Origin of the sequence: Falsiroseomonas tokyonensis (assembly GCF_019024325.1) — a bacterium.
In the GTDB taxonomy this organism is placed as follows: domain Bacteria; phylum Pseudomonadota; class Alphaproteobacteria; order Acetobacterales; family Acetobacteraceae; genus Falsiroseomonas; species Falsiroseomonas tokyonensis.
In genome coordinates, this window is record NZ_JAFNJS010000001.1 from 653105 (window position 1) to 679248 (window position 26144).

Annotated in this window: 3 protein-coding genes (1 of these 3 cut by a window edge); all 3 read right to left on the bottom strand. The window is 74.3% G+C overall.

Annotated features, from left to right (window positions below; translation table 11 throughout):
• Tightly spaced (each overlapping or abutting the next), the 3 genes in view from J3S20_RS02865 to J3S20_RS02875 form a layout consistent with a single transcriptional unit that may run on beyond the window.
• A protein-coding gene (locus tag J3S20_RS02865) for an SDR family NAD(P)-dependent oxidoreductase (RefSeq protein WP_216834429.1) crosses the window boundary here: on the bottom strand, nt 1–6372 show its start. The gene continues 7281 nt to the left of window position 1, outside the view; 6372 of the gene's 13653 nt are visible here — the first part of the coding sequence; it begins with the start codon at nt 6370–6372; the stop codon falls past the left edge of the window.
• Nucleotides 6369–15095: an SDR family NAD(P)-dependent oxidoreductase gene (locus J3S20_RS02870; RefSeq protein WP_216834431.1), complete on the bottom strand. Its 8727-nt coding sequence runs from the start codon at nt 15093–15095 to the stop codon at nt 6369–6371. The genes J3S20_RS02865 and J3S20_RS02870 overlap by 4 nt, the downstream gene beginning before the upstream one ends.
• Nucleotides 15092–26110 carry a non-ribosomal peptide synthetase gene (locus J3S20_RS02875; RefSeq protein ID WP_216834432.1) on the bottom strand — a complete coding sequence of 3673 codons (11019 nt, stop codon included), beginning with the start codon at nt 26108–26110 and terminating at the stop codon, nt 15092–15094. The genes J3S20_RS02870 and J3S20_RS02875 overlap by 4 nt, the downstream gene beginning before the upstream one ends.
• Nucleotides 26111–26144: the final 34 nt, after the last annotated feature.

Genomic DNA, 26144 nt, shown 5'->3' on the forward strand with positions numbered 1-26144 from the left:
TCCGCCGGCACCGAAACCGCTCAGCCCCGCGCGCAAGGGCGCCGTGCCCGTCCATGGCGCGCCGTCATGCTGCAGCCGGAAGGGAGACCGCGCAAAATCGATCTTGCGGTTCGGGCCACCAAAACGCGGCATCGGCGGCAGCCAGCGATGCCGCATTTGCAGCACAAGTTTCAAAAGCCCGGCGACGCCCGCCGCTGCCTCCATATGCCCCATGGTGGCCTTGATGGAGCCGAGCGCAACGGACCCGCGCACCACCCCCTCGCCATAGGCCGCGCTGAGCCCCGCCACCTCCACCGGATCGCCCAACGCCGTGCCGGTGCCGTGCGCCTCGACCAAGGAAATCTCCGCCGGCTGCACACCGGCGCGCCCCATCGCCGTGCCGATCACCTCCGCCTGCCGCGCCGGGCTCGGCACGGTATAGCCATTGGTGCGGCCGCCATGCGCCACGGCGCTGCCGCGGATCACCGCGTGGATCGCATCGCCATCTGCCAGCGCCTGGGCCAGCGGCTTCAGGATGACGGCGCCCACCCCCTCGCTCGGCACATAGCCGTCGCCGCCCTCCGCAAAACTGCGGCAGCGGCCGTCACTGGAGGCGAAGCGCCCTTCCTGGAGACCCACGAATTTCAGCGGATGCAGCGCCAGGTTGACGCCGCCCGCGATCGCCACCGCGCAGTCTCCGTCGATCAGCGCGCGGCAGGCCAGGTGGATGGCGGTGAGCGAGGCGGAGCAGGCGGTATCCAGCGCCAGGGATGGCCCGCGCAGATCCAGCGCATAGGAGACGCGATTTGCGATGGACCAATAGGGTGCGGCACCGGAGACAGGATTGCCCTGCGCATGCTGGTCCGCGACGCGCAGCGCATAATCGCCATACATGACGCCGACAAAGACGCCACCCTGCCGCGCGGGCCCGGCGAGGCTCGCGCGGGTATGGCCCGCATCCTCCATCGCCTCCCAGCAGGTTTCGAGGAACAGCCGCTCCTGCGGATCCATCCGCGCGGCCTCGGCGGGGGAGATGCCGAAGGAGAGCGGATCGAAGCGATCCACCTGTCGCAGGAAGCCGCCCCGCGTGGCGCCACCGCTGCGCACCGCGTCCCAGCGTTCCGGCGGAATATCGCGGATCACCTCCCGCCCCGCGCGCAGATTTTGCCAAAATTCTTCGAGCGTGTCGGAGTCCGGAAAACGCCCGGCCATGCCGATGATGGCGATGTCCTGCGGGCGCGTGGCAGGTTCCGGCGCCGACTGCAGCGTGGGCTGCACGACCTCGCGCGACGGCAGCGCCGCCGCCAGGCTGCGCAGCGTGCGATGGTCGAACAGAAGCGTCGCCGGCAGCTTCGTGCCGAGCGCCTGTTCCAGCTTCGCCGTCAGCTTGGTGACCAGGATAGAATCGATGCCGTAATCCTCGAAGGCGCGATCGGGGCGCAGCCGATCGGGCGGCATGCCCGCGGCCTCCGCGAAGATCGCGGTGACGAGGTCGAGCGTGGAGGCGGTGGCATCCACCACCCGCGCCGGCACGGCGGCTTCCTGCGGCTCCGCCTGGATAAAACGCGCGATGGCCGCACGATCCCCCGGCAGAACCAGCAGATGCGGGTGATCCATCCCGAGCGCCGTCTCGAAGGCCGCGAGGCCGGCCGCGCTGCCAAGCGGCGCAATGCCGGTGGCGCTGGCGCGCGCCTCGGCCTCGCCCTCCGCGACGGACATGCCGCCCGCCGCCCAATAGGGCCAGGCGATCGAGAGGCTCACCCCCGGCCCCTGCCGTTGCGCCGCAAAAGCATCGAGGAAGGCATTCGCCGCCGCATAGCCCGCCTGCCCCGCCGCGCCGAAGGACCCGGCGAGGGAGGAAAACAGCGCGAAGAAATGGAGCGGATCCTGCCGCGTCGCCGCATCCAGCGCACGCGTGCCGGCGAGCTTCGGCGCCAGCACCGCGCGCAGATCGGCCTCCGCGAGATTTCGAAAAAGCCCGTCCCGCTGCACGCCCGCCGCCTGGACCACACCCTGGATCGGCCCGAATCTTTGGCGCGCCAGCTCCAGCGCCGAGGCCACCGCATCCGCATCGGTCAGGTCGACCTGGAGGTGCAGCAGCGCGTCATCCGGCACCGCGTCACGCCGTGAGCGGCCGAGCACGATCACCTTGGCCTGCCATCGCTGCACCAGGTGCCGCGCCAGCAGCTGGCCGATGCCGCCGGCGCCACCCGCCAGCACATAGACGCCACCGCGTCGCAGCCGCGTGGCGCCCTCGCCCGGCACGAAGGCCCAGCCACGCGCGGTGCCGTCCAGCGCCAGCCCGGGCGCGAGCGGCAACGCCAGCGCGCGCGGCACCCAGTCCGCCGGCGTGCCGTCGGGCGGCACCGCCAGGCTGCCGAGACGCAGCCGGCCGCTCTCCTTCGCGAGGGCCTGCGCCAGCCCGCCGGCCATGGCGCCCTCGGGCGAGCCGTCATGCAAGTGCAGCAAGGCGCAGGGCGTGTCGCCCGGAGTCGCCAGAAGCGCACGCGCCAGCGCGGCGAGGGAGAAAAACCCCGCCTCGCCATCGGCGTGGTGCCAGATGCACGCGGGCGGCGCCGGGAGCCCCGCCAGCAGCGCCGGCCAGCCGCCTGATACCTCGGCTTGGGTCACCAGCCGCGGACGCCTTCCCAGCGCCTCCCACAGCGCCACATCGCCCAGCACCAGATCCGGCTCCGGTTGCGGCGCGGACGCGACGGGGCAGCGCACCGGCACCGCGAAATTGGGCGCCGGCTCCGCTTGGCGCAGGCGCAGCGCCAAATCCTCAAGCTGCGCCAGCACCGCGCCCTGCTCGTCCAGCAGCGCGATGTCGAGGCGCTGCACGCCTGCCTCGCTCGCCGGGCGGCGGCGGATATGCGCCCAGCAGGCGGCCGGCAGGCGGCGCGTGAGGGTCAGCCGCCCGAGGCCCATGGGCACCACGCCCTCCGGCAGGGCGCCGTCCCCCGCCAGCCCGATCGCCGCCTGCATCGCGCCATCCAGCAGGGCGGGATGCGCGAGGTATTCGCCCGCCGGCGCCGCCTGCGGCACCGCGAGCCACGCCAGAACCTCCTCACCCGCCGACTGCAGGCTTTGAATGGCACGCAGCCCTGGGCCATAGACAAACCCCGTCTCGGCGAAGCGGGTGTAGAGCGCCGCGCCCTGCTGCACCGGCCCGAGTCGGGACGCGATGCCGCCCGGCGTCTCACCCGCCGGCAGCGGCAACGCCGGCACCGCGCGGAACTGCGCATGCAGCACGCCATCCGGCCCGATCAGCGCAAAACCCTCGCCACGCGTCTCCAGCCGCGCAGCCTGCCCCGCAGCGGCGAAGGCGGGGGCGAGGAGGCGCAGATCGCCCACGGACTGGCCCGGTGCCGCGCGCAGCGCGAGATCCAGGATGGAAGCCGCCGGCAGCAGCGGACGGCCGTGCAGCAGATGGTCCGCCATCGGCCAGCCGGCGGGATCCAGGCTGAGCAGCAAGGGCGCCTGCACCACGCCCTGCGCATCGAAGCGCAGCCGCACAAAAGGGTAGCCCGGCAGGCCGAGACGTCGCGGCAGCGGCCCCGGAAACAGCCGCGCCCAGTCCCCATCCGCGCCCTGCCGATACAGCGCCGCAACCTGCTGCGCGGCGGTCGAGGCCGGCAGCGCCGCCAGCGCCGCCTCCGCCGCCGCCGAGGTCTCCGCCTCCACCGGCTCGGGCCTCGCCAGCGCCGCCTCCAGCCCAGCCAGGTCCCGCGCCACCACGGCCAGGCGATGCGCGAAATGGCTGCGGCCGGCAGCGAGGGTGAAGGCCAGGTCGCGCGGCGCGGCATCCGGATTCGACGCGATCCAGCGCCGCAGGTCTGCCACCCGCGCGGCCAGCGCCTCCGCAGTTCTGGCGGAAAGCAGGAAGGCGAGGTCGCCCCCGCTGGCCTGGGTTGCGGGCAGGGCCGGCGCTTCCTCCAGCACCAGATGCGCATTGGTGCCGCTGAAGCCGAAGGAGGAGACGGTGGCACGGCGCGGCTGGCCCGCGCGGCACGGCCAGGGCTCGGCGGCCACTGGCACGCGGAAGGGCGCGCCCGCCAGCGGCAGCTGCGGATTCGGCGTGCCGAAATGCAGGCTGGGTGGAATGGTCTCGTGGCGCAGGGCGAGCAACGCCTTGATGAAGCCGGCGACGCCGGCCGCCGTCAGCGCATGGCCGATATTGGTCTTCACCGAGCCGATCGCCGTGCCGCCCGCCGGCGCCCCCGTCCCGAAGGCCGCGGCCAGCGCGCGCCATTCGATCGGATCGCCCAGCGGCGTGCCGGTGCCATGCGCCTCCACCAGCCCGATGCTCTGGGGCGCGATCCCCGCCCTCTCCCACACCGCGCGCTGCAACGCCGTCTGCGCAGGGCCGGAGGGCGCGGTGATGCCGCTGGTGCGGCCATCCTGGTTGATGCCGGAGCCGCGGATCACGCCCAGCACGCGATCCCCCGCCGCCAGCGCCTTGGCCAGCGGCTTCAGAACCACCACGCCCACACCCTCGCCGGGGACGAAACCGTCGGCGCCGGCATCGAAGGCGCGGCAGGCGCCGGTGGGGGAGGCCATGCCCGCATCGCGCAGGAACAGGTGCAGCCGGTCATCCGTCAGCAGCACGGAGACGCCACCGGCCAGCGCCATCTCCGCATCGCCCGAGAGCAGGCTCTGGCAGGCGAGATGAATGGCGACGAGGGAGGAGGAGCAGGCGGTATCCACTGGCAGCGAGGGACCGCGCAGGTTCAGCAGGTAGGAGATCCTCGCGGTGAGGATCGCGACCGAATTGCCGAGCGCCGGCAGGCTCTCACCGCCCTCCGTGCTGCCATGTTCGCGATGCGCCACGCCGCAGAAGACGCCGCAGGACAGGCCATCCAGCGCGCGCGCGCCATAGCCCGCATCCTCCAGCGCATGCCAGGCGGCTTCGAGGAAGACGCGCTGCTGAGGGCTCATCGCCGCCGCCTCGCGCCAGGTCATGTTGAAGATTTCGGGGTCGAAGGCGTCGTGCTCGTCGAGAAACCCACCCCAGGCCGCCGGCAGTTTTGCCGAAAGTGCGAAACGCTCTGGCGGCACGGGGCGGATGGCGCTGCGGCCCTCGCGCAGCAGGTCCCAGAAGGCGTCCGCGTTAGGCGCGCCGGGGAAGCGGCAGGACAGGCCGATCACGGCAATATCGCGCGGATTGGCAGCGGGCTCGGCATGCGGCGCGGACACCGGCGCCCGCGTGCTGGCCACAACGTGCCGCGCCAGCGCCGCCAGCGTCGCATGCCCAAAGATGTCGGTGGGGGCGAGGTCGCAGCCCAGCGCCGCATTCGCCGCCGCAGCGAGCTGTGGCGCGACGATGGAATCGACGCCGTATTCGCCGAAGGGCCGGTCGCGCGCGATTTCCTGCGGCGCCAGGCCCAGCGCCGTGGCGAGCAGCGCGGTGAGTTTTGTCTCCACATCGGTCGCGGCTGGCGCGGCCGCCTGGCCCACCGCCTCTGCCACCAGCACGCATTGAAACGAATTTTCCGGGTCCGCGCCGAGTCCGACCGCGCCCGGCGCACCAAAACCCGCCTGCGCCAGCGCCGCGCGCCATTGTTGCAGGGACAGCAGCGGCGCATCTGGCAGGCGCGCCTCCGCATCCTCAAAGGCCCACCAGCCGTCGAGCAGCCCAAACGTCATGCTGGCGAAAGCGCCCGCGCGGGTCAGCTCGTTCAGCAGCAGCAGCCCACCCGGCCGCAGCAGGCGCCGCAGCCGGGCCAGGCTGTCGGCGATGCGGCGCGTGGCATGCACGACATTGGAGGCGATCAGCACATCGCAGTCGCCAGGCGCGAATCCCTGCGCCTCCGGCTCCGCCTCCAGATCGAAACGGCGGAAATCGAGCCAGGGGCGGCCGGCACCGAAATGCGCGCGGCTATGCGCCAGGAAGCCAGGCGAGACATCGGTGTAGAGGTAGCGCGCCACCTGCCCCGGCACGCCATCCAGCGCCGCCAGCACGGCCGCCGAGGCCCCGCCGGTGCCCGCGCCCACCTCCATCACCCGCAGCCCGCCAGCGGCCGCGGCGCGCGCGGTGGCACGGGCGAGCACGTTGTTGAAGCGATCCGCCCAGGGGTTCTGGCGATACAGCCCCTCCACCAGATGCGTGGCGCCACCGGGGAAGAGCACGTCGGTCGCGACCACACGGCCCGCCAGCACATCCGGCAGCGCCGCCGCACAGGCCTCGAGTAGCGCGAGATGTGGCGCGAGGCCGGGCGCCGTCTGCAGCAGCGCCGCGCGCTCGGCCTGCGGCGTGCCGGCCGCATCCTGCGCATGGCGCCCCAGCGCCGCGGCCAGGCGTGCGTGGCGTGGCGCCGGCGCGGGCAGTGCCATGGCGCGCAGCAGCGCGGTGGCGTAGCGGTCGAGCAGTGGGGCGGGATCAACCAGGCTCATGTGCCGCCCTCCGCGGCGAGATCCGCCATCACGGATTCGAACAGCGTCGCAGCCACCGCGGCCTCCGGCCAGCAGCGACGGCGCGCAAAGGGATAGGGCGGCAAGGTGAGCCGCCCAAAACTGCCTTGCGGGTGCAGCGCGCGCCAGTCCGGCGCATCGCCGGCGAGATAGGCGCGCGCCTCCGGCGTGGTGGCCAGGCTCGCCTCCTCGGCCAGCGCGTCCCGCAGGGCCGCCGCATCGGCCACGACATAGGCGGCGCGATACGGGCGGTGATGCATGCGGCCGAGCGCGAGGGTGGCGCAAATATCGGCGATCTCCGCCTCGGGATGCGCCGCGATCCAGGCGGCGAGATCCGCCCGCCGCTGCGCAAGCGCCTCCGCTGTCTCCGCCGAGAGCACCGCCAGATGGTCATTCCGCTGCGCACGCGCCGGGGTCGCGCGCGGTGGCGCCGGCGCCAGCACGGCATGCGCATTGGTGCCGCTGAAGCCGAAGGCGGAGACGGCCGCCAGGCGACCACCTAGCGGCTGTGCCGCGCACGGCACGACGAAGGGCGACTCCGCCCCCAGCGGCAGCAGCGGATTGGCGTTGGAGAAGTTTACCGCCGGTGGCACCGTGCCATGCCGCAGCACCAGCAGCGCGCGGATCAGCCCGACCACGCCCGCCGCCGCCAGCGTATGGCCGAGATTCGCCTTGGCCGAGCCCACTGCGCAGCGCCCGAGCGCGACATCGCCAAAAGCCTCGCGCAGCGCGCCGAGCTCCACCGGGTCGCCCAGCCGCGTGCCGGTGCCGTGCAGCTCGACATAGCCGAGATCGGCCGGCGCGATGCCGGCGCGGCTCCACACCTCGCGCAGCAGAGCCGTCTGCGCGGCACCGTTCGGCGCCGTGATGCCGTTGCTGGCGCCGTCCTGGTTCACGCCGGTGGCGAGGATCACGCCCCGCACCTCGTCGCCATCGCGCATCGCATCGGGCAGGCGCTTCAGCACCAGGCAGGCCACCGCCTCCGCCGGCACAAAACCATCCGCCGCCGCATCCAACGTGCGGCAGCGCCCGGTGGGAGAGAGCATGCCCGCCTGAGTGGCGGCGAGATAGAAATCCGGCGTCGTCATCACCGCCACGCCACCGGCCAGGGCAAGATCGCATTCGCCCCGTCGCAGACTCTCCGCCGCCAGGTGTAGCGCGACGAGGGAGGAGGAGCAGGCGGTATCCACGGACAGACAGGGCCCGTGCAGGTCCAACCGATAGGCGATGCGCGCCGCGAGCATGGAGGCGGCATTGCCCGTGAAACTGCGCGCATCCGGCACGCGCCCGGCCTGCGCCAGCCGCGCCTCGTAATCGCCCGCCACGGTGCCGGCAAAGACGCCGCAGGTGAGGCCGGCCAGCGCCGCGGGGCCGTGGCCCGCATCCTCCAGCGCATGCCAGGCCGCCTGTAGGAACAGCCGCTGCTGCGGGTCGATGGCGGTGGCCTCGGCCGGGGACAGGCCGAAGAAGAGCGGGTCGAAGGATTCGATATCCTCGAGGAAGCCGCCATCTGGGCAGAGCGGCGATTGCGCGCGCAGCGCCGCGTGGTTCCAGCGACTGGCCGGCACGGGCCCGACGCTGTCGATGCCCGCGCGCATATTTTGCCAGAGGGTGTCGATATCACCCGCCCCCGGAAAGCGGCCGGACCAGCCGATGACCGCGACCGGCACCGGCGCCGTGCTTTCGGCCACTGGCGCCGCCTGCGGCAGCCGCAATGTCTCGCCGTGCCGCGCCGACAGATGCCGCGCCAGCTTTTCGACCGTCTCGTGGTTGAACAGCACGGTCGGGTTCAGCGGCAAGCCGAGCTTCTCGGCCAGCGCCGCGACGAGCGAGACGCCGAGGATGGAATCCGCGCCGTAATCGGCAAAGCTGCGATCCGGGCGGACATCCTCCACCCGCATCTCCAGCACCTCCGCCACGGTGGCGCGGATCAGCGCGACGAGATCGGCGGGTGCGGCGGTTTCCGGCTCCGCGCGCCGGCGCAGCCTTTCGCGCATGCCGCGCGGCGCGGGTACGGGCTGCGGCGCCGTGACGTTGCGCGCAACGATCACGGCATGGCGGAACTGCGCTTCTTCCGTCAGCCCCGGTTCGCTGAATACTGCCACCTCGCCAAAGCCGGCTTCCGCCAGCCGGGCGCGCCAGCCCGCCACATCCAGCAGCGGCGCATGCGGCAGCCGCGCATCCTCGGCCATCCACCAACCGTCCAGCAGGCCGAAGGTCAGCGTGCCGAAATCGTGGATCGCGGTCATCTCATACAGCACCAGCACGCCGCCCGGCTTCAGCAGCCAGCGGATGTGCGACAGCGACCGCACGAGATCCGGCGTCGCATGCACCACATTGGCGCCCAGCACCACGTCGCAGCTTTCCGCCTGCTGACCCTGGGTCGCCGGGTCGCGCGTCACATCCAGCATGCGGCCCGAAAGCCAGGGCCGCGTCGCGCCGAATTCGCGCCGGCCGAATTGCGCGAAGGCGAGCGAGATGTCGGTATAGACATACTCGACCTCACCGCGCGCATCGAGCCGGGCCAGCACGCTGCGGCTGGTACCGCCGGTGCCGGCGCCCACTTCCAGCACGCGCACCGGCCCCGGCTTCTGCACCGCCTCGGCCACCGCGGCCGCCACCAGCCGGTTGCAGAAATCGCCGAGGCGATTTCCGCGATAGATGCCCTGCACCAGCGCCAGCGAGCTTTCGGGGAACATGACCTCCGTCGCCAGCCGCTCCCCGCGCAGCACATCGGTCAGGGCCCCTAGGCAGGTCTCCAGCAGCGTGACATGCGCAGCGAAAGGCGGATGCGCCGCGACGAAACGCTGCATGTCAGCCAGAACATCGCCGGCCTCGCGCGCCTGACCAACCAGCGTCGCACCGTCACGCCGGATGGCGCACTCGCGTTCCAGGATTTCCAGCAGTGCCGCGAACAGTTTTGCATGGCGCGACACCACGCCGAGCTGCGCGGCCAGCGCCGCGGCCGTCGCACGCGCCCCTTCCGGCAGCAGCGCCGCCGAGTTCCACCAGGCCAGCAGGCGGCGCCGCGCGAAGGCTTCGATGGCAGCGTATTCGTCCCAGGCGCCCTGCATCGCCGGCGCCTCCGCCATCACATGCGCCTGCATCGCGGCGGTCAGCGTCGGCGCCGCGATCACCACCCCGAGCGCCTCACGCAACTTCGCCTCACCCTTCAGCACGGCGACCTGCGGCGCATCGCGCAGAGCCAGCAGCGCATCCAGCGCCGCAAGCCCCTCCGCCGTGCCGATCGGCTGCACGCCGCGCCGCGCCAGGCGCTCGCGATGCGCCGCATCGGCGACGCGGCCGACCTCCCCCCAGTAACCCCAGTTCACCACGCGCACCGGCAGGCCGCGCGCCGCGAGCTCCAGCCCCAGCGCATCCTTGTAGGCGCAGCCCGCGACGTAATTCGCCTGGCCCGCATTGGCCGCAAAGCTGTTCACCGAGGAGAACAGCACCAGGACGTCCAGTGGCTCCGCCGCCACAGCATCCGCCAGCGCGCGCGTGCCCGCCGCCTTCACCGCCAGCGCCACGGTGAAATCCGCCTCCGACATGCGGTCCAGGCTGGCATCCTGCATGACGATGGCCGAGTGGATGGCGGCGTGGATCGGCCCGTGCTGGGCCCGTGCGGCGGCCACGGCGCGCGCCATCTCGCCCGGCCCTGTCGCATCGGCCTGCAGGTACAGGATCTCAGAACCCATGGCCCGCAGCGGCGCCAGCGCCTCGACCGGCTCTGCGCGCCGTCCCACCAGTGTCAGCCGCATGCCGTGGCGCTGCGCGAGCCGCGCCGCCAAGGCCAGGCCGATGCCGCCGGCGCCGCCAAGGATCAGCGCATGCCCGCCCTGCCGCCAGGCCGGCGCAGCGGGCGGCACGGCCAGCGGATGCAGGACCCGCACGAAGCGCGTGCCGCCGCGCCAGGCTACCTCACGAGCCTGCGAATCGCCGGGCTCACCCAAGGCCGGCTCATCCCAGCTCGCGAGCCAGGCCCAGGCCATGCGCCAGTCCGGCCATTCGCGGTGCGCCACGCGCAGCAGCGCCATGGCCGCCGCGCAGGCCGGCGTGGCGCGGCCGGACTGCTCCGCCGCCAGCAGCAGCACCCGCGCCGGCCGCGCCCCGCGCGCCTGGCGCAGCGCCTGCAGCGTGCGGAAGACGGCCAGCGGCAGCGCTTCGGCCTCCGCGCAGGCCAGCACCAGATTCTCGGGCGCCATCCGCGTGACGTAGGCCGGCCAGTCCTCCGGCGGCAGCACCGTGGCGCCGTCGAGCGCCGCCCCTGGTGCGGCAAGCCGCAGCGGCGCCGTCAGCGCCTGGGCCGCGGCCGCCGGCGCCGCCTGCCAGCCCGGCGTCAGGAACCAATCACCCAGCGCTGGGGCGGCGGCCGCACGATCCACGCGCCCAGCGAGACCGCGAAAGACAACAACGGCGCGGCCAGCACTGTCACGCAGCACGGCATCGAAGGCGGCCACATCCAGCCGATCCGCCGCCGTCAGCAGCCGCGCCTCAACGCGGCCCTGGCGCGGCAACGGGCCCAGCACCTGCACGGAATCCAGCGCCATCGGCAGCAGCCGCACCGCGCCGGGTTGGCGGAAGACCAGCATCGCCGCGGTCTGCAGCACCGCATCCAGCAGCCCCGGATGCAGCGCGCAGCCGGTGAGCGCGGCGTCCTCGGGGCAGGTCACTTCGGACACCGCCTCGGCCTCGCCCATCGCCAGGCGGGTGATGGCGCGGAAACCGGGACCGTAATGCAGGCCGAGCGAATCGAGCCGCGCATAGACGGCCCCGCCCTCCAGCACCTCATGGCATCGCGCCGCATCGGCCAGCGCCGCATCCGAAGCCGGCGCGAAGGGCGCCACCTGGCCGCGCAGCAGCGCGACGCCCGCCTGCTCCAGCCGAAAGTCCAGCGCCTCCGCCGCGCCCGGCGAAAGCACCAGCTCCGCCCGCAGACCACCCTCGCCCGCCTCCGCAGGGGCGAGCCAGGCGAGGTCGCGCAGCTGCAGGGGCAGGGTCGAGCGCCCGACCGCGGACAGCGCCGCCTGCATCATGTCCAGCACGGCCACACCCGGCAGCAGCGCGCGATCGCCGACCCGATGATGGGCCAGCACCGGGTGCGTCGCGGGCAGCGCCACGCGCCAGCGCGCCTCCGCCCCCAGGCAGGGAATGGCGGGGCCGAGCAGCCCCTTTGCCGTGGACGCGACGTCCGGCAGCCGCAGCCGTTCCTGCGCGAAGACGGTGCCCGGCAGATGCACCCGCCGCCCTAAGATGGGCGACGGCACATCGCGCCGCGGCGGCAGCGTGCCATCGGCCAGCCAGCGCCGCAGCGCCGCGCGCAGCGCCGGCACATCCTGCACCGGCAGCGCGATGGCATGGTCCTGCGCCTCACGCTGCGCCAAGGTCCAGGCGATATCGGCCAGCGGCTCGGTCGTTACCGCAAGCCAGCCGTCGAGGACCTGCGCATAGGCGCGCAGCTGGTCCGGCGTGCGCGCAGACAGCCGGACCAGATGCGGGCCTTCCGCCATCGCGCGGGGCACGACGGGGGGCGCGGATTCCGCCACCAGATGCGCATTGGCGCCGCCCGCGCCGAAGGAACTCACGCCGCCGCGCCGGGTCGCGCCGGGCCATGGCAGTACGGATTGCGGCATCAAGAAGGGCCCCAGGCTGAAATCGATGCGCGGATTCGGCGGCTGCGCATGGATTGCCGGTGCGATCTCCCCGTGCCGCAGCTGCAGCAGCAGTTTTGCCAATCCCGCGATGCCCGCGGCGGACTCCAGATGACCGATATTCGCCTTGGCGGAGCCGATCGGCAGCGCCCCCGCCTCCACACTGCGGCCCGCCGCGCGCAGCCCGTCGCCGAGGCCCGCGATCTCCACCGGGTCCCCCAGCGCCGTCGCCGTGCCGTGGCATTCGACATAGCCGATGCTGTCCGCCGCCACACCCGAAGCGGCGATCGCCGCCTGCACCACCGCGGCCTGGGCGCGCGGGCTCGGCACGGTATAGCCCGCAGTGCGGCCGCCGGCATTCACGGCGGAGCCCAGGATCACGCCATGGATCGCATCGCCATCGGCGAGTGCACGCGACAGCGGCTTGAGCACCGCCACGCCCACCCCCTCGCCCTGCACAAAGCCGTCCGCCGCGGCGCCGAAGACATGGCATTCCGCGCCTTGCGCCAGCACGCCGGTGCGCCGCAGCTCCGCCTGCTGCACCGGATGCAGGATGAGGTTCACGCCGCCCGCCAGCGCCACGCCGCATTCGCAGCGCCGCAGGCTTTCGCAGGCCAGGTGCAGCGCCGTCAGGCTGGCGGAACAGCCGCTGTCCACCGCCAGGCTCGGCCCACCGAAATCGAAGTGATGCGAGACGCGATTGGCAACGGACCAGTGGTTGCCCTGCACCACATGCCCCGCCTCCGCCGCCGCCAGGCCAAGCAGCCGCCAGGGCATGTTCATCACGCCCATGAAGACGCCGACATCGCGGCCCTGGGCGCTGTCCCGCAGCCCGGCACGGCTGTAGCCGGCATCCTCTATGGCGTGCCAGGCGGATTGCAGCGCGAGCCGCGCCTGCGGATCGATCAGCCGCGCCTCGCGCGGGCTGATGCCGAACAGCAGAGGATCGAATTCCTCGACACCCGTGATGAAGCCGCCGTGCCCCGCGCCCTGCCAGCGCTCCGCCGGCACTGCGGAGATACCGGACCGCCCCTCGCGCAGCAGATCCCAGAAGGCGTCAAGATCCGGCGCGCCCGGCAGCCGCACGGCAAGGCCAATCACGGCGATCGGCTCGCGCTGCGTCGTGGCGGCGGGCGCCGCGACCACCGGCTCCATATCCGCCAGATGCGCGGCCAGGCGGTTCAGCGTGTCGTGCTCGAAGAGCACGGTGGAGCGCAGCGCCGGATAGGTCTTTTTCAGCTCCGCCGTCAGCGTGCCGACCAGCAGGGAGTCGATGCCGAAGCGGTCCCAGGTGGCGTCTGGATCCAGCTTTTCGGGCGGCTCCTGCAGCGTCTCGGCGAAGAGACGGCGCAGCCGTTCCAGCAGTGAGCCCCCCGCGGCCACGGCGGGGGCGGGCTGCGGCGCGCGGTGCCAGTGACGTTCCGCGGCGAAGGGATAGCCGGGCAGGGGCACGCGACGCCCGGAGGCCACGCCACTTAGTGCGGCCGGCGCCATCGCGTCGCCCGCGCACCAGCGCAGGGCCGCCTCCGGCAGCGGCGCCTGCGCCCCGCCGCGCAGCGCAGCCACGGCCTGCGCGCGATCCTGCACCAGAACGGCGCGGCGGTGGGAGAAGGCTTGGCGGCCGGCGGCGAGGGTCCAGGCCACATCGGCCAGCGCCGGCGCGTCTTCCGCCTCCAGCGCCGCGGCCAGGGCCTGCGTGGCACGGTCCAGCGCCGCCGCATCCTTGGCGCTCAGCGCCAGCACCACCGGCCCCGCATGCGGCGGCAGCGCAGGCAGCGCCGGCGCCTGTTCCAGCACGACATGCACATTGGTGCCGCCGAAGCCGAAGGAGCTGACGCCTGCGCGGCGCGGCCCCGACTTTGCGGGCCAGCCGCAAGCCTCCGCCGCCACGGCGAAGGGCGTCTCCGCCAGGGGAATCGCGGGATTGATGCTGCGGAAATGCAGGCTTGGCGGCACCTGCCCATGCCGCAGCGCCAGCACTGCCTTGATCAGCCCGGCAATCCCGCCAGCCGCATTGAGATGCCCGATATTGCCCTTCACGGAGCCGATCAGGCAGCGCGCCTCGTCCTGCGTCTTGCCAAAAGCCTGCGCCAGGGCGCGTAATTCCACCGGATCGCCGATCGCCGTGCCGGTGCCGTGGCATTCCACCAGCCCGATGCTTTCGGCCGGCACCTCCGCCATCGCCAGTGCCTCGGCAATCGCGCGGCGCTGCCCGGTGACGGAGGGCGCGAGGAAATCCGCCTTGCGCGCGCCGTCATTGTTCATCGCGCTGCCGCGAATCACCGCCAGCACCGTATCCCCGTCTGCGACCGCGCGCGAAAACGGCTTCAGCACCACGATGCCGAGGCCATTGCCCGGCACCGCGCCATCCGCCGCCGCATCGAAGGCGCGCAGCTGGCCGGTGGCCGAGAGCATCAGCCCCTCCGCCTGCCGATAGCCGCCCTGCGGCAGCGTCACGGAGCAGCCGCCCGCGATCGCCATGTCGCATTGGCCCGAGAGCACCGCCTCCGCCGCCAGATGCACGGCGGCGAGAGAGCCGGAGCAGGCAGTCTGCACCATCAGCGCCGGCCCGGTCAGGTCCAGCCGCCAGGCGATGCGCGTCGCCGCATAATCCTTGTCGCGGCTGGTCAGCGCGAAGAAGCCGTCGCCGAGGTCGTCCTTCGCCGCACCAGTGTCGTAGGTGCTGGCGGTCATCGACAGATAGGTGCCGATCACCGCGTCCTGCGCGCCGGGGCCGTAGCCGGCCTGTTCCAGCGCGTGCCAGGCGCATTCCAGCAGCAGGCGCTGCTGCGGGTCGAGCAGCGCGGCGCGGCTGGCGGGGAAGCCGAAGAAGCCGGCATCGAAGCGGTCCACATCCGCCAGCGCGCCGAAGGCCGGCACCAGCCGCGGATCGGCCAGCGCGGCATCGCCGAAGCCGGCTTCGCGCAATTCCGCGGGCGTGAATCGCCGGATGGATTCGCGGCCCTGCATCAGGTTCTGCCAGAAGGCGTCGAGGTCCGGCGCGCCGGGGAAGCGGCCGGCCATGCCGATGATGGCGACGTGTTCCGTGCTCATGCGGGCTCCCTCGCCAAGGCACGCGCGGCGCGGCGGCGTTCGGCTCGCTGCGCAGCAGGATCCGGTTCGGCCTGCGCGCTTCCCGCCAGATGCGCGGCCATAGCCGCGACGGAGGGAAACTCGAACAGGTCGGTGACGGAACAGGCCGCGATCTCGCGCGTGATCCGCGCCGCCGCCTCGACCGCGGTGAAGGAGGTGGCGCCCGCCTCGAACAGATTTGCGTCCGATTCCAGCGCCGCATTGCCGAGCACCGCACGCCAGATCGCGAGCAGCCGGGCTGCCGGTGTCGCCACCGCCGCGACGGGCACCGCGACCGGCGCATCCGGCCCGCACAGCTGCTCCAATGCGCGGCGATCCACCTTGTCATTCGCATTGCGCGGCAGTGCCGGCAGCAGGCGGATTTCGGTCGGCAGCATGTAGCTCGGCAGGCGCTGCGCCAGCCCGTTGCGCAGCGTCGTGGCCCCCGCCGTGCCGACGCAGAACGCAAAAAGCCGGCGCCGCCCACCTGCATCCGCCGGCGCCACCGCCACCGCCTGCGTCACGCCAGGCAGCGCGGCCAGCGCCGCCTCCACCTCGCCGAGTTCCACGCGATGCCCGCCGAGCTTCACCTGCCCGTCGCGCCGTCCCAGAAACTCGATCAGCCCCTCCGCGCGCCAGCGGCCCATGTCGCCGGTGCGGTAGAGGCGTTCGCCGGTCACGGGATGCGTCACGAAGCGCTCCGCGCTGCGCAGCGGATCGCGCCAGTAGCCCTGCGCCAGGCCGATGCCGCCGATATGGATTTCGCCGGGCACGAAGTCCGCGCAGTCCGCCATTGCCTCGTCCAGCACGAGCATGCGTTGGTTGCGCATGGCGGCCCCATAGGGCACCGAGGGCCAGCCCGGCTGCGACTGCGCCGCGATCGGATGCAGGATCGACCAGATCGAGGCCTCGGTCGCACCACCCAGGCTAATCATCTGCGCACGCGAGTTCAACGCGGCAAAGCGCGGCGGCAGCGCCAGCGGAATCCAATCGCCGCTCAGCATCACGAGCCGAAGCGAAGCCAGCTGCTCGGCCTGCGGCGCGCCCTCCAGCAACAGCTGCAAAAACATGGGCACGGAGTTCCAGACCGTGACGCCATGCCGCGCCACCAGCCCCGCGAGATGTGCCGGATCGGCGAGAGATCCCGCCGCCGGAATCACCACCGCGCCGCCCGCGCCGAGCACCCCAAAGATGTCCCAGACGGAGAGGTCGAAGTTCAACGCGGAGAGCGCCAGGGTGCGGTCCTGCGGCCCGATGCCAAAACGGTCGTTCACATCGGCAACAGTGTTCAGCGCGCCGCGATGGTCGATCATCACGCCCTTGGGCTCGCCGGTGGAGCCGGAGGTGAAGATGACATAGGCGAGGTCGGTCGGCTTGGCGCGCGGGGCGGGCATGCTGGTGGGCAAGGGGGCTGGCCCCAGCCGGTCCAGCGCGACGATCGCCAGCCCCTCCGGCCAGGCCGCGCCCAGCGAAGCCTCGGTCGTGGCATCGGTCAGAATGGCGCGACACTCGCCGCGCGTGATCAGCCCCCGCAGCCGTGCCGGCGGCAAGGCGGGGTCGAGCGGCAGATAGGCGCCGCCGGCCAGCAGCACGCCGATCACCGCCGCGATCTGCGCCGCGCCCTTCGGCAGCACCACCGCCACCAATTCGTTCGGCCGCGCCTGCGGCAGCGCCGCCGCCACGGCCAGCGCCTCCGCCAGCAGCGCGCCATGCGTCAGGCGGCGATCCCCGGCCACCACCGCCAGCCGATCCGGTGCGGCCAGCGCCTGGCGCAGGAAGGGCTCGTGCAGCAGGCCGGCCGGCACCGGCGCCGCCGTGGCATTGCGCGCCTCCCGCCGTGCCCGCTCCGCAGCGGCAATGGCCGCGCGCGCATCCACCTGCCAGGCCGCCGCGGTCGCCAGGCGCTGCAACAGCGCAGCAAACTCCGAAAACATCGCGGCGATCAGGCCGTCCGGGAACAGCGCCTCGATCGCATCCCAGCAGGCCAGCAACCCGCCTTCCGCATCCTCATGCACATGCGCGTCCAGCCAGGTCTGTGGCGTGCGCGTCAGCCCGCCGACCAGCGGGCCCAGCGCATCAACCCCCTCGCCATGGCCGAGGCCGGAGGTGAAGACCACCGGCATCAGCGGCCGCGTCCCCTGCGCCTTTGCCAGGTCGCGCAGCACCCGCACGCCGCCCGGTGCCGCATGGGCCAGCATCACGCCCAGCCGGTCCCGCACCGCCGCCGCGCGGGCGCGGAAGGGCAGCGGCGCGGAAAGGTCGAGGCCGAGCAGCAGGGTGGAGGTGAAGCAGCCCGGCACGGCGCCGATGGCCGGATGCGCGGCGCCGCGGTCCATCATCGTCAGGTTCAGCGTGAAGCGCGGCGCCACCGCCCAATGCGCCAGGACCTCCGCAAAGGCGGTCAGCAGCGCATGAACCGGCGTGACGCCGGCTGCTGCCGCCTGGACACGCAGCGCGGCCCAGGCTTCAGGTGCCAGGCGCGTGACATGCCGCCGTGCCGGCCACACCGCCCCCGGCTCCAGCGCCTTGGCGCCGGGCAGTTCGGGGGCCGGCGGCAGGCGCGGCGCCTCCGCCGCCCAGAAGTCGAGCGCCGCGGCCGGCGCGGGGCGCGCGGCCAGCACGCAGTCCCGGAAGGTGATCGGCGGCACCGCCAGCGGCGCGGCCGGATCGCGCAGCAGCGCCGCCCACTGGCCGAGCAGCCCGAAGAGGCTCGGCAGGTCGAGGATCAGCAGATCCACCGCCAAATGCAGTCGCGTGCCGGCTGGCGTGCGACTGATTTCGGCGCGGAACAGCGGCCAGCGCGCGGCGTCGAAGCGCAAGTTTTCGAATTCGGTCTGCAAGGCTGCCAGGCGCTGCGGCGCATCCGGCAGGCCGCGCCAGTCCTGCACCGCGATGCGGTAGACCGGCACCTGCGGCAGCACGCGCTGGCGGCCATCCGGATCGATGACGGCGCGCAGCATGTCATGCGCCGCCACCAGCCGGTTGAGCGCCGCCTCCAGCGCCGGCGCCTCGGCGGTTACGGCGAATTCCCAATAGCTGTGGCAGGGCCCGCCGAGCGGCAGGGCGGCACCGCGGCCCGCCAGATAGGCCATCTGCAGGTCGGTCAGCGGGAAGGGTTCATGGCGTGCCCCCGCATCCGGCACAATCACGGCCTGTGGCGCAGAGGCGGGCGCAGTCGCCACCGCCGCGTGCAACGAAGCCAGATCCGGCGCCGCCAGCAGCGCGGCCACCGTCACGTCGCGGCCGAGTTCGGCGGCAATCCGCTGCCGCAGCTCCAGCGCCAGCAGACTGTCCAGCCCCAGCGCCACCGGCGCGACATCCGCCGCGATGCGCTCGGGCGGCATGCGCAGCACCGCGCCCAGAAGCGCCCGCAGCGGATCGGGCGTGGCCACCGCCACCGACTCGGCCACCGCGGCCCCCGGCCAGAAGCTGTCCTGGGCAAAGGGATAGCCCGGCAGCAGGGTCAGCCGCCGCGCGCCCGCATCCCAAGGCAGCGCCACCGCGACGCCGGCCACGAAGAGCTCCGCCACCGCCTGCAGCGGCGCCGCATCGCCCGGCCGCGCCTCGGCCAGCAGGCTCTGGGCCGCCTTGGCCAGCAGCGCCGCCGCGCCGGGATCCCGTTTCGGCGCGCGGCCGGTGCGCGCGCCCTTCAGCCGGGCCAGCGCCTCCGCCGCATCCGCCGCCACCAGCGCGGCGCGCCAGGGCAGCGGCGCCGCGGCCTCCGCCAGGCTGCGCGCCAGGTCGGCCATGCGGGTTGCGGGATGCCGCCGCAGCCATTCGGCCAGCGCGGCGAGGCGCGCGTCCAAGGCTGCCTCGGTCTGCGCCGTCAGCACCAGCAGCTGCGGCCCCTCGGCCACCGGCGGCACCGGCAGGGCGGGCGCTTCTTCCACCACCAGCATGCCGTTGGCGCCATTCAGCGCGAAGACGCTGACCAGCGCGCGCCGTGCCCCCGCCCAGGGCGCGGCGGTGGCGGAGGCCACAAAACCCGCCGCCGCCAGCTCCGGCGCCGCGGCGCCCAGCCCTGCGGTCGGCGCCAGCACCCCGTGGCGCAGCTGCAGCACCACCTTGCACAGCGCCGCCAGCCCCGCCGCCGCCAGCCCATGCCCCAGCGCCGGCTTCACGGAGCCCACCGGCACCGTCCGGCCGCCCAATGCCGCGCCGGCGCCCGCCAGCTCCGTCGCATCGCCCGCCGCGGTGCCGACGCCATGCGCCTCCAGCCAGCCGATCTCGCCGGGCGCCGTTCCCGCCGCAGCCAGGACCGTCCGGGCCAGCCGCGCCTGGCCCTCCGCGCTCGGCGTGGCAATGCCGAGGCCGCCGCCGCCGTCATGCCCCATGCGGGCGGCGCGCAGCACGGCGTGGATCGGCTCGCCCGCCGCCACCGCATCCTCCAGCCGCCGCAGCACCAGTGCGCCCACACCCTCGCCCAAAACCATGCCATCGGCCTCGGCCGAAAGCGCGGCGCAGCGGCCGCTGGCGGAGAGCAGGCCGGCGGCCCCGGCCAGCGCCGGCATCTGTGGCGTCGCCATCACCGCGACGGCGCCGACCAGCGCCGCATCCACCTCCCCGGCCCGCAGCGCCGCGCTGGCGGCGGCCAGCGCCGCGACGGCGGAGGCGCAGGCGGCATCCAGCGTCACCGCCGGCCCCTGCATCCCAAAGTGATGCGCCAGCCGCGCGGCCAGGCTGCCGCCGAGCTGCCCGACGAGCGAGACGCGATCCGGCCCGCCGCCGGCCAGCGCCAGCTTCAGCGCCCAGTCGCCCGGGCTGGCGCCGACCCAGACGCCCATGCGCTGCCGCAGTGCCGGCGGGGCGGTGAACAGCCCGGCCTCGGCCAGGGCATTGTGGGCTTCCTGCAGCAGCAGGCGCTGCTGCGGGTCCATCGCCATGGCCTCGCGCGGCGACAGGCCGAAGAAACCCGCATCGAAGTTCTGGGCATCCTCCAGGAAGCCACCGCGGGTGAGGCGGGCGGGGTCCAGGCCGGGCGCCAGGGCGGCCATTTCCGCCGCGGTCCAGCGCCCCGGCGGCGCGGCGCCCAGCGCGCTGCCGCCGGATTGCAGCAGGTCCCAGAGGGCGGGCAGGTCGGCGGCGCCGGGGAAGCGCGCCGAGAGGCCGGTGATGGCGATGGCATCGCCGCCGGCGCTTGCGGGCGGCGCCAGGACGCGCGGTGCCGCAAGGGCCGGCTCCGGCCTCGGCGTGGGCGGGGCCGCCGACGTCTCCAACTGCTGCGCCAGCGCCAAGGGGCTCGGAAAATCGCCGAAGAGATGCAGCGGCAGGCGCCGGCCGAGGCGCGGCGCCCAAAGCTCTGCCACGCGCAGCGCCACCACGGAATCGATGCCGAGCGCGGCAAAGGGCGCCTCCGGCTCGATCTCCGCCGCCGGCACGCCGATCACCTCCGCCAGCACCTCGATGAGTTGCGCCAGCCGGCCCCCGGCCTGCGGCGGTGGCGGAGGCGGAGCAGCCGGGGCCGTCGGCTGCAGCCGGGCGATGTAGTCCGCCAGCGCCTGCGGCGTCGGATGGTCGCCAAAGACATGCACCGGCAGGCGCAGGCCGAGCGACTGGCGCAGGCGATCCGCCACCGAGGCCGCGACGATGGAATCGACGCCCATCTCGATGAAGCGCGCGCCGGGCTCCACCTCTGCCACCGGCACCTCGATCACCGCCGCGACGGCTTCCGTCACGGCCGCCAGCAGGTCTGGGCTCGTGGCCATCGGATCCTCCCGGGATTGCGGCGGCGCATCGCCCCGGCGCGCCATGGCGAAAATACCCTGCGGCGTCTCGGCCAGGGCGATGCGGTCGAAGCCGGCGGCGGCCAGCTCCGCCTGCCAAGCAGTGGCCTCCGGTGGAGCGTCCCAGGCCGCCGCATGCAGGCCGAGGGTCGCGATCTCCCGGTCCGCGACAGCGCCGCGCAGCGCCAGCAGCAGCAGGCCGCCGGGCGCGAGCCGCGCGGCAGCCTCGGCCGGCGGGGTGGGGCCGAGGCTCAGCATCAGGTCGAAGGGTGCTTCCCCCGCTGCATCCGGCAGCAGCCGCAAGCCGCGGCCCGCCAGCCGTGCCTCGGCGGCGGCGCGCGCCGCGGCGCTACGATCCACCGCCACCAGCGCCGCGCCCGGCGGCAGGGAGGCGGCGATGGCCTGCGTCACCAGCCCGTCGCCGCAACCCAGGTGCAGCAGCCGCGCCGGCCGCGCCTGCCCCACCAGCGCGGCCAGGGCCGCCAGCCAGGCGCGATCCGCCGGCAGGTCGTGGCGCAGCGCGTTCAGCCGCGCGGGATCCCCCTCCGGCACCAGCAGCGCGGCACCCTCGGCCGCGCCGCGCAGCAGGGCCGGCCAGGCGGCGAGGCAGGGTGCGGCCGCCGCCGCCCAGCTTCGCGCCTCCTCCGGCATCGGCGAGGCTTCCACCGGCATCGGCCAAAGCCGCCCGTCCGCATCCTGCCGCAGCGCGCCCTGGCGCAGCAGCAGGCCCGGCAAAGCGGCGGCCGGCGTGGCGAGGCGCGGCAGCGGCACGGCGAGCCGCGCGCGCCAAGCCTCTGCCGTCTCCCCTTCCGGCAGCAGACCCGCATCCGCCAGGCCAGCCGCGAGCTGCGCGGCCGCGTGCCGATCCGCCCAAACCTCCACGGCGCCAGGCGGAAAGGCGGGCAGCGCGCCGGCCAACGCGGCCCAGCCATCCGGCGCCTCGGCCAGCGCCGCATCCCAGCCGGAGTCAAAATGCGCCGCGACCAGCCGCGCCTCCGGCCGCGCCATCGCCGCCTCCAGCGCATCGAGCCCGGCCTCGGCGGCGATCGGCCGCAGCCCGGTGGCGGCGGCGATGCCGGCGGCGCGGCCGGCGACGCGCCCGGCATCGCCCCAAAGGCCCCAATCCAGCACCTGCACGCGCCCGCCGGCGGCCTCGGCCAGCCCATCCTGCGCCGCGCAGCCGGCGAGATAGTTCGCCTGGCCCGCATTGCCGCGCAGGACCAGCGCGGAGCCGAAGAGCGCCAGCCGCGCGGCATCCTGCCCGGTCGCCGCCAGCAGGTTCAGCGTGCCGGCGAGTTTCGGCGCCAGCGCGGCCGCGAAATCGGCCTCCGAAAGGCTGGCCAGGCGCCGGTCGGCCAGCACCATGGCCGCCTGCACCACGCGGCCGATCCGCCCCCAGCGCGCGCGCAGCCCGGCCAGGCAGGCATCCAGCGCGGCGGCGTCGGCGATATCCACGGGCAGGTAGCAGGCCTCGGCGCCGGCGCTGTGCAATTCCTGCAACAGCGCTTCCAGCCCGGGTGGCGCGACGCTGCGGCCGAGCAGGGCGATGCGGCCGCCCGGCCGTGCCAGTCGCCGCGCCACCAGCCGGCCGAGGCCGCCGGCACCGCCCACCACCAGCTGCACGCCCTGCATCGGCACAGGCGTCGTGGCGCAGGCGGGGGCCGGCAGCAGCCGCGGGGCGAAGGCGCCGCCATGGCGGATCGCCACCTCCTCCAGCACCGGATCCTCCGCTTGCGCCAGGGCCAGCCAATCGGCGGGGCCGGGCCGCGCGGGCAGGTCGAGCGTGGTGACGCGCAGCGCCGGCCCGCCCTCCCGCGCCGCGCATTTGCCGAGCGCCGCGACCATGGCGGCCAGCGGCGCCTGCACCTGATCGCCCGGCAGCACAGCATGGCGCGCCTGCGTCACCAAGCGGATATGGCGCGGCACCGCCGCCGCGACGGCTTCCGCCAGCAGCCGGCGCAGAGGCGCCAGCATCCCGGTCGCCTCTGCCGCCTCCAGCGGCCAGAGCACGAAGACGTCCCGCGCATCCGGCGGCAGCGCCGCCAAAGGCGCGTCCTGCCACGCAGCGCCGGGCAGCAGTGCCGCGAGCCCGGCGCCCTCCGCCCCGCCGCCCAGCACCAGCGCGCCCCGGGGCAGCGCCGCGGCCAGCGGCGCGCCCTGCCAGGCGAGCACCCGCAGCGGCAGCGCCTCGGCCGGCGCGAGGCTGACGAAGCGGACGCCGCGCAATTCGGCGCAGACCGTGCCCGCCGCATCGCGCAGCAGCACATCCGCACCGAAGCCGCGCGGATGGGGCCGCAGGCTGGCGCGCGGCACTTCCGCGCACGCCGCATTGGCGCCGCCGAACCAGACGGAGGCAATGGCGGCCGGCAGCAGCGGCGGGCCTTCGGCCGCCACCAACCCGGCCTGCAGCGCCGCCAGCAGGCAGGCTTGCAGGGCGCCGTCCAGCAGCGCGAGTGGCGCCGCCGGCGCGAGGGCCGCCGCCAGCCTTGCCGGCCCCGCCTGCGCCGCGCCCAGCACCTGCAGGCCAGGACCATAGGCATGGCCGCGCGCGGCGAAACGCGCATAGGGATCGTCCAGCGCCATGCCGGCCGCGGCCTGCGGCGGTGCGGCCGCGGGCACGTGGCCTGCGGTCTCAACGGCCACGGCGACGGTCGTGCCATCCGGCAGGCGCAAAGCGAGCTCGCCCTGCGACTCGCGACGCAGCCCATCGGCCTGCGCGGCGGGCACCGGGCGCCGAAACTCCACCTGCTCCAGCCGCCAGGGCGCGGGCCGCGCCGCCAGCCGCAGCAGCATGGCCGCCGCGGGCAGCAGCGGCGCACCGCCGATGACATGCTGCGCCGCCAGCGCGGCCTCCGGATCCGGTTCGGCACCCGGCCGCGGCGGCATGGGCAGGGCGTGGCGATGCGGGGTGAAGGGATAGGCCGGCAGCGGCGCATCCGCGATGCGACCGGGCAGGCCGTCCCAGTTCACCGCCGCCCCCGCCACCCAGAGCCGCGCCAGCACCGCATGGCGCGATCCGGCATCCAGCGGCAGCACCCTCTCCGACGCCTCGCCGGGCGATCCGCCGATCAGCAGGGTTACGTCCGCTTCGCCGCCGGCCGCGCCCTCCTCCGCCAGGCGGCGCAGCAGCGGAAAGTCGGGGCAGGGGATATCGAGTGGCGGCGAGCCGCCCGCCAGCCAGGCCACCGCGGCCTGCTCCGTCAGATGGCCTTCCGCCACCAGCGCGGCAGCGGCGAACCAGGCTTCCCCAATTGCCTGGTGGCGCGGCGGCAGCTGCCATTTCTCATGCAGCCGCGCCAGGGCGGTGACGCAGGCCAGCAGCGCCAGGCGGCGCGGCGCGCCACCCAGCAGCGCGCCGTATTCCGGCGGCAGCGCGCGCTGCCAATCGGCGAGATAGCCGGCGAAGGTCGCATTGCCGCGCGCCAGGGTCGCGGCCCGCGCCAGCAGCCGGTCCGCCTCCCCGGCATCCGCTTCCACCAGCGCATCCCGCAAGGGGCCGAGCGCGGCCGTGGTCAGCCGCGGCGCGCCTTCCATCCGCCCCGAATCGAGATCACGCAGCGGCGCGGCGAGGCTGCGCGCCAGCGGCAGCAGCGCGGCCGGCGCCTCGATCCAGCAGGGGCGCAGCGCGCGCAGGATATCCTGCACCAGGGCGCGCTGCGCCGCGGCCTGCGCGCCCAGCCGCAGCGCCACGCGCGGCGTGCCGGCCGCGACCGGCGCGGGCTCCGCCGCCAGCGCCTGGCGCAGCCCCGCCGAATCCCGCGCCAGCACCGCCGCCCGGAACCGCTGCGCGGGGCGGCCGCAGGCCAGGGTACGGGCGAGATCCGCCAGCGGCGGCAGCGGCCCGGCCGCGAAGGCGCGCCAGCGCTGCCAGAGCGCGTCGAAAGCATTGGCATCATGCGCGGAAAACAGCAGCGGCCAGCCCTCCTCCGGCACCGCCAGCGCGGCCTGCGGGACAGGCTCCGGCGCCTCCTCCAGGATGGCATGCGCCAGCGCGCCACCGAAACCGAAGGCGCTGACGCCGGCCCGCAGCGGCAGGCCGGGCGCGGCGGGCTGCCAATCCTCCGCCACCAGCGCCGGGCGGAAGGGTCCTTCGGCAAAATCGATCAGCGGGTTCGGCTCGGCCAGGTGCAGCGTCGGCGCGATGCGGCGGGCGCGCAGCATGACCAGCAGCTTGGCGACGCCCACCAGCCCCGCCACCGGCTCCAGATGCCCGATATTGGTCTTGGCGGAACCGACCAGGCAGCCGCCCCGCTGCGCGCCCGCTTCGGCGAAGGCTTCGGCCAGCGCCGCCATTTCGATCGGATCGCCGAGCGGCGTGCCGGTGCCATGCGCCTCGACATAGCCGAGGCTGTCGAGACCAACGCCCGCGCTGCGCGCCGCGCGCTGGATCACCTCCCGCTGCGCGGCCAGCGAGGGCGCGGTGACGGTGCGCGTCGCGCCGACATGGCCGGTGGCGCTGCCCAGCACCAGCCCATGCACCCGCAGCCCGTCACGCCGCGCATCCTCCGGCCGGCGCAGCAGCAGCACCACCACGCCTTCGCCCGGCACATAGCCATCGGCGGCCGCATCGAAGGTGGCGCAGCGGCCACGCGCGCTCAGCATCCGCGCCTGGGAGAAGGCGATATGCCGCCAGGGCGACAGCAGCAGGCTGACGCCGGCGACGATCGCCGTATCGCATTCCTCCGCCGCCAGCGCCCGCCGCGCCTGGTGCAACGCGACGAGGCCGGAGGCGCAGGCGGCATCCACCGCGACGCTTTCCCCGCTCAGCCCGAAGGCATGCGAGACGCGATTGGCCAGCAGCGCCGCGGTGCCACCGAGGCTCGCCTGGCCATCCGGCGGCACCTCGGCCGCAGTCAGCGCCTGCAGATGGTCCTGCGCCATGAAGCCGACATGGACCGAGGTGCGATGGCCCGGCCCGCGCAGGCCCTCCGGCGCCAGGCCGGCATCGGCCATGGCCTGCACGACCTCCTCCAGCAGCAGGCGCTGCTGCGGATCCATCAGCCGCGCCTCCTTCGGCGAGAGGCCGAAATAGGCATGGTCGAAGCTCTCGGCGGGCCGCTCGAGAAAGCCGCCCCAGCGGCAGGCGGTGGTACCGGGCGGCAGCGTGCCCGCGCCATCCGCGCCGCGATCGCCATGATGGCGGCGCCAGTCCCAGCGTGTGGGCGGCACCTCGGTGATGGCGCAGCGGCCCTGCATCAGCAATTCGGCGAAGGCCGTGTAATCGGCCGCACCCGGCAGGCGGCAGGCGAGCCCGACCACGGCGGCAGCACCCATCGCCACAGGTCCGGCGAGGGCGCCATCCATCATC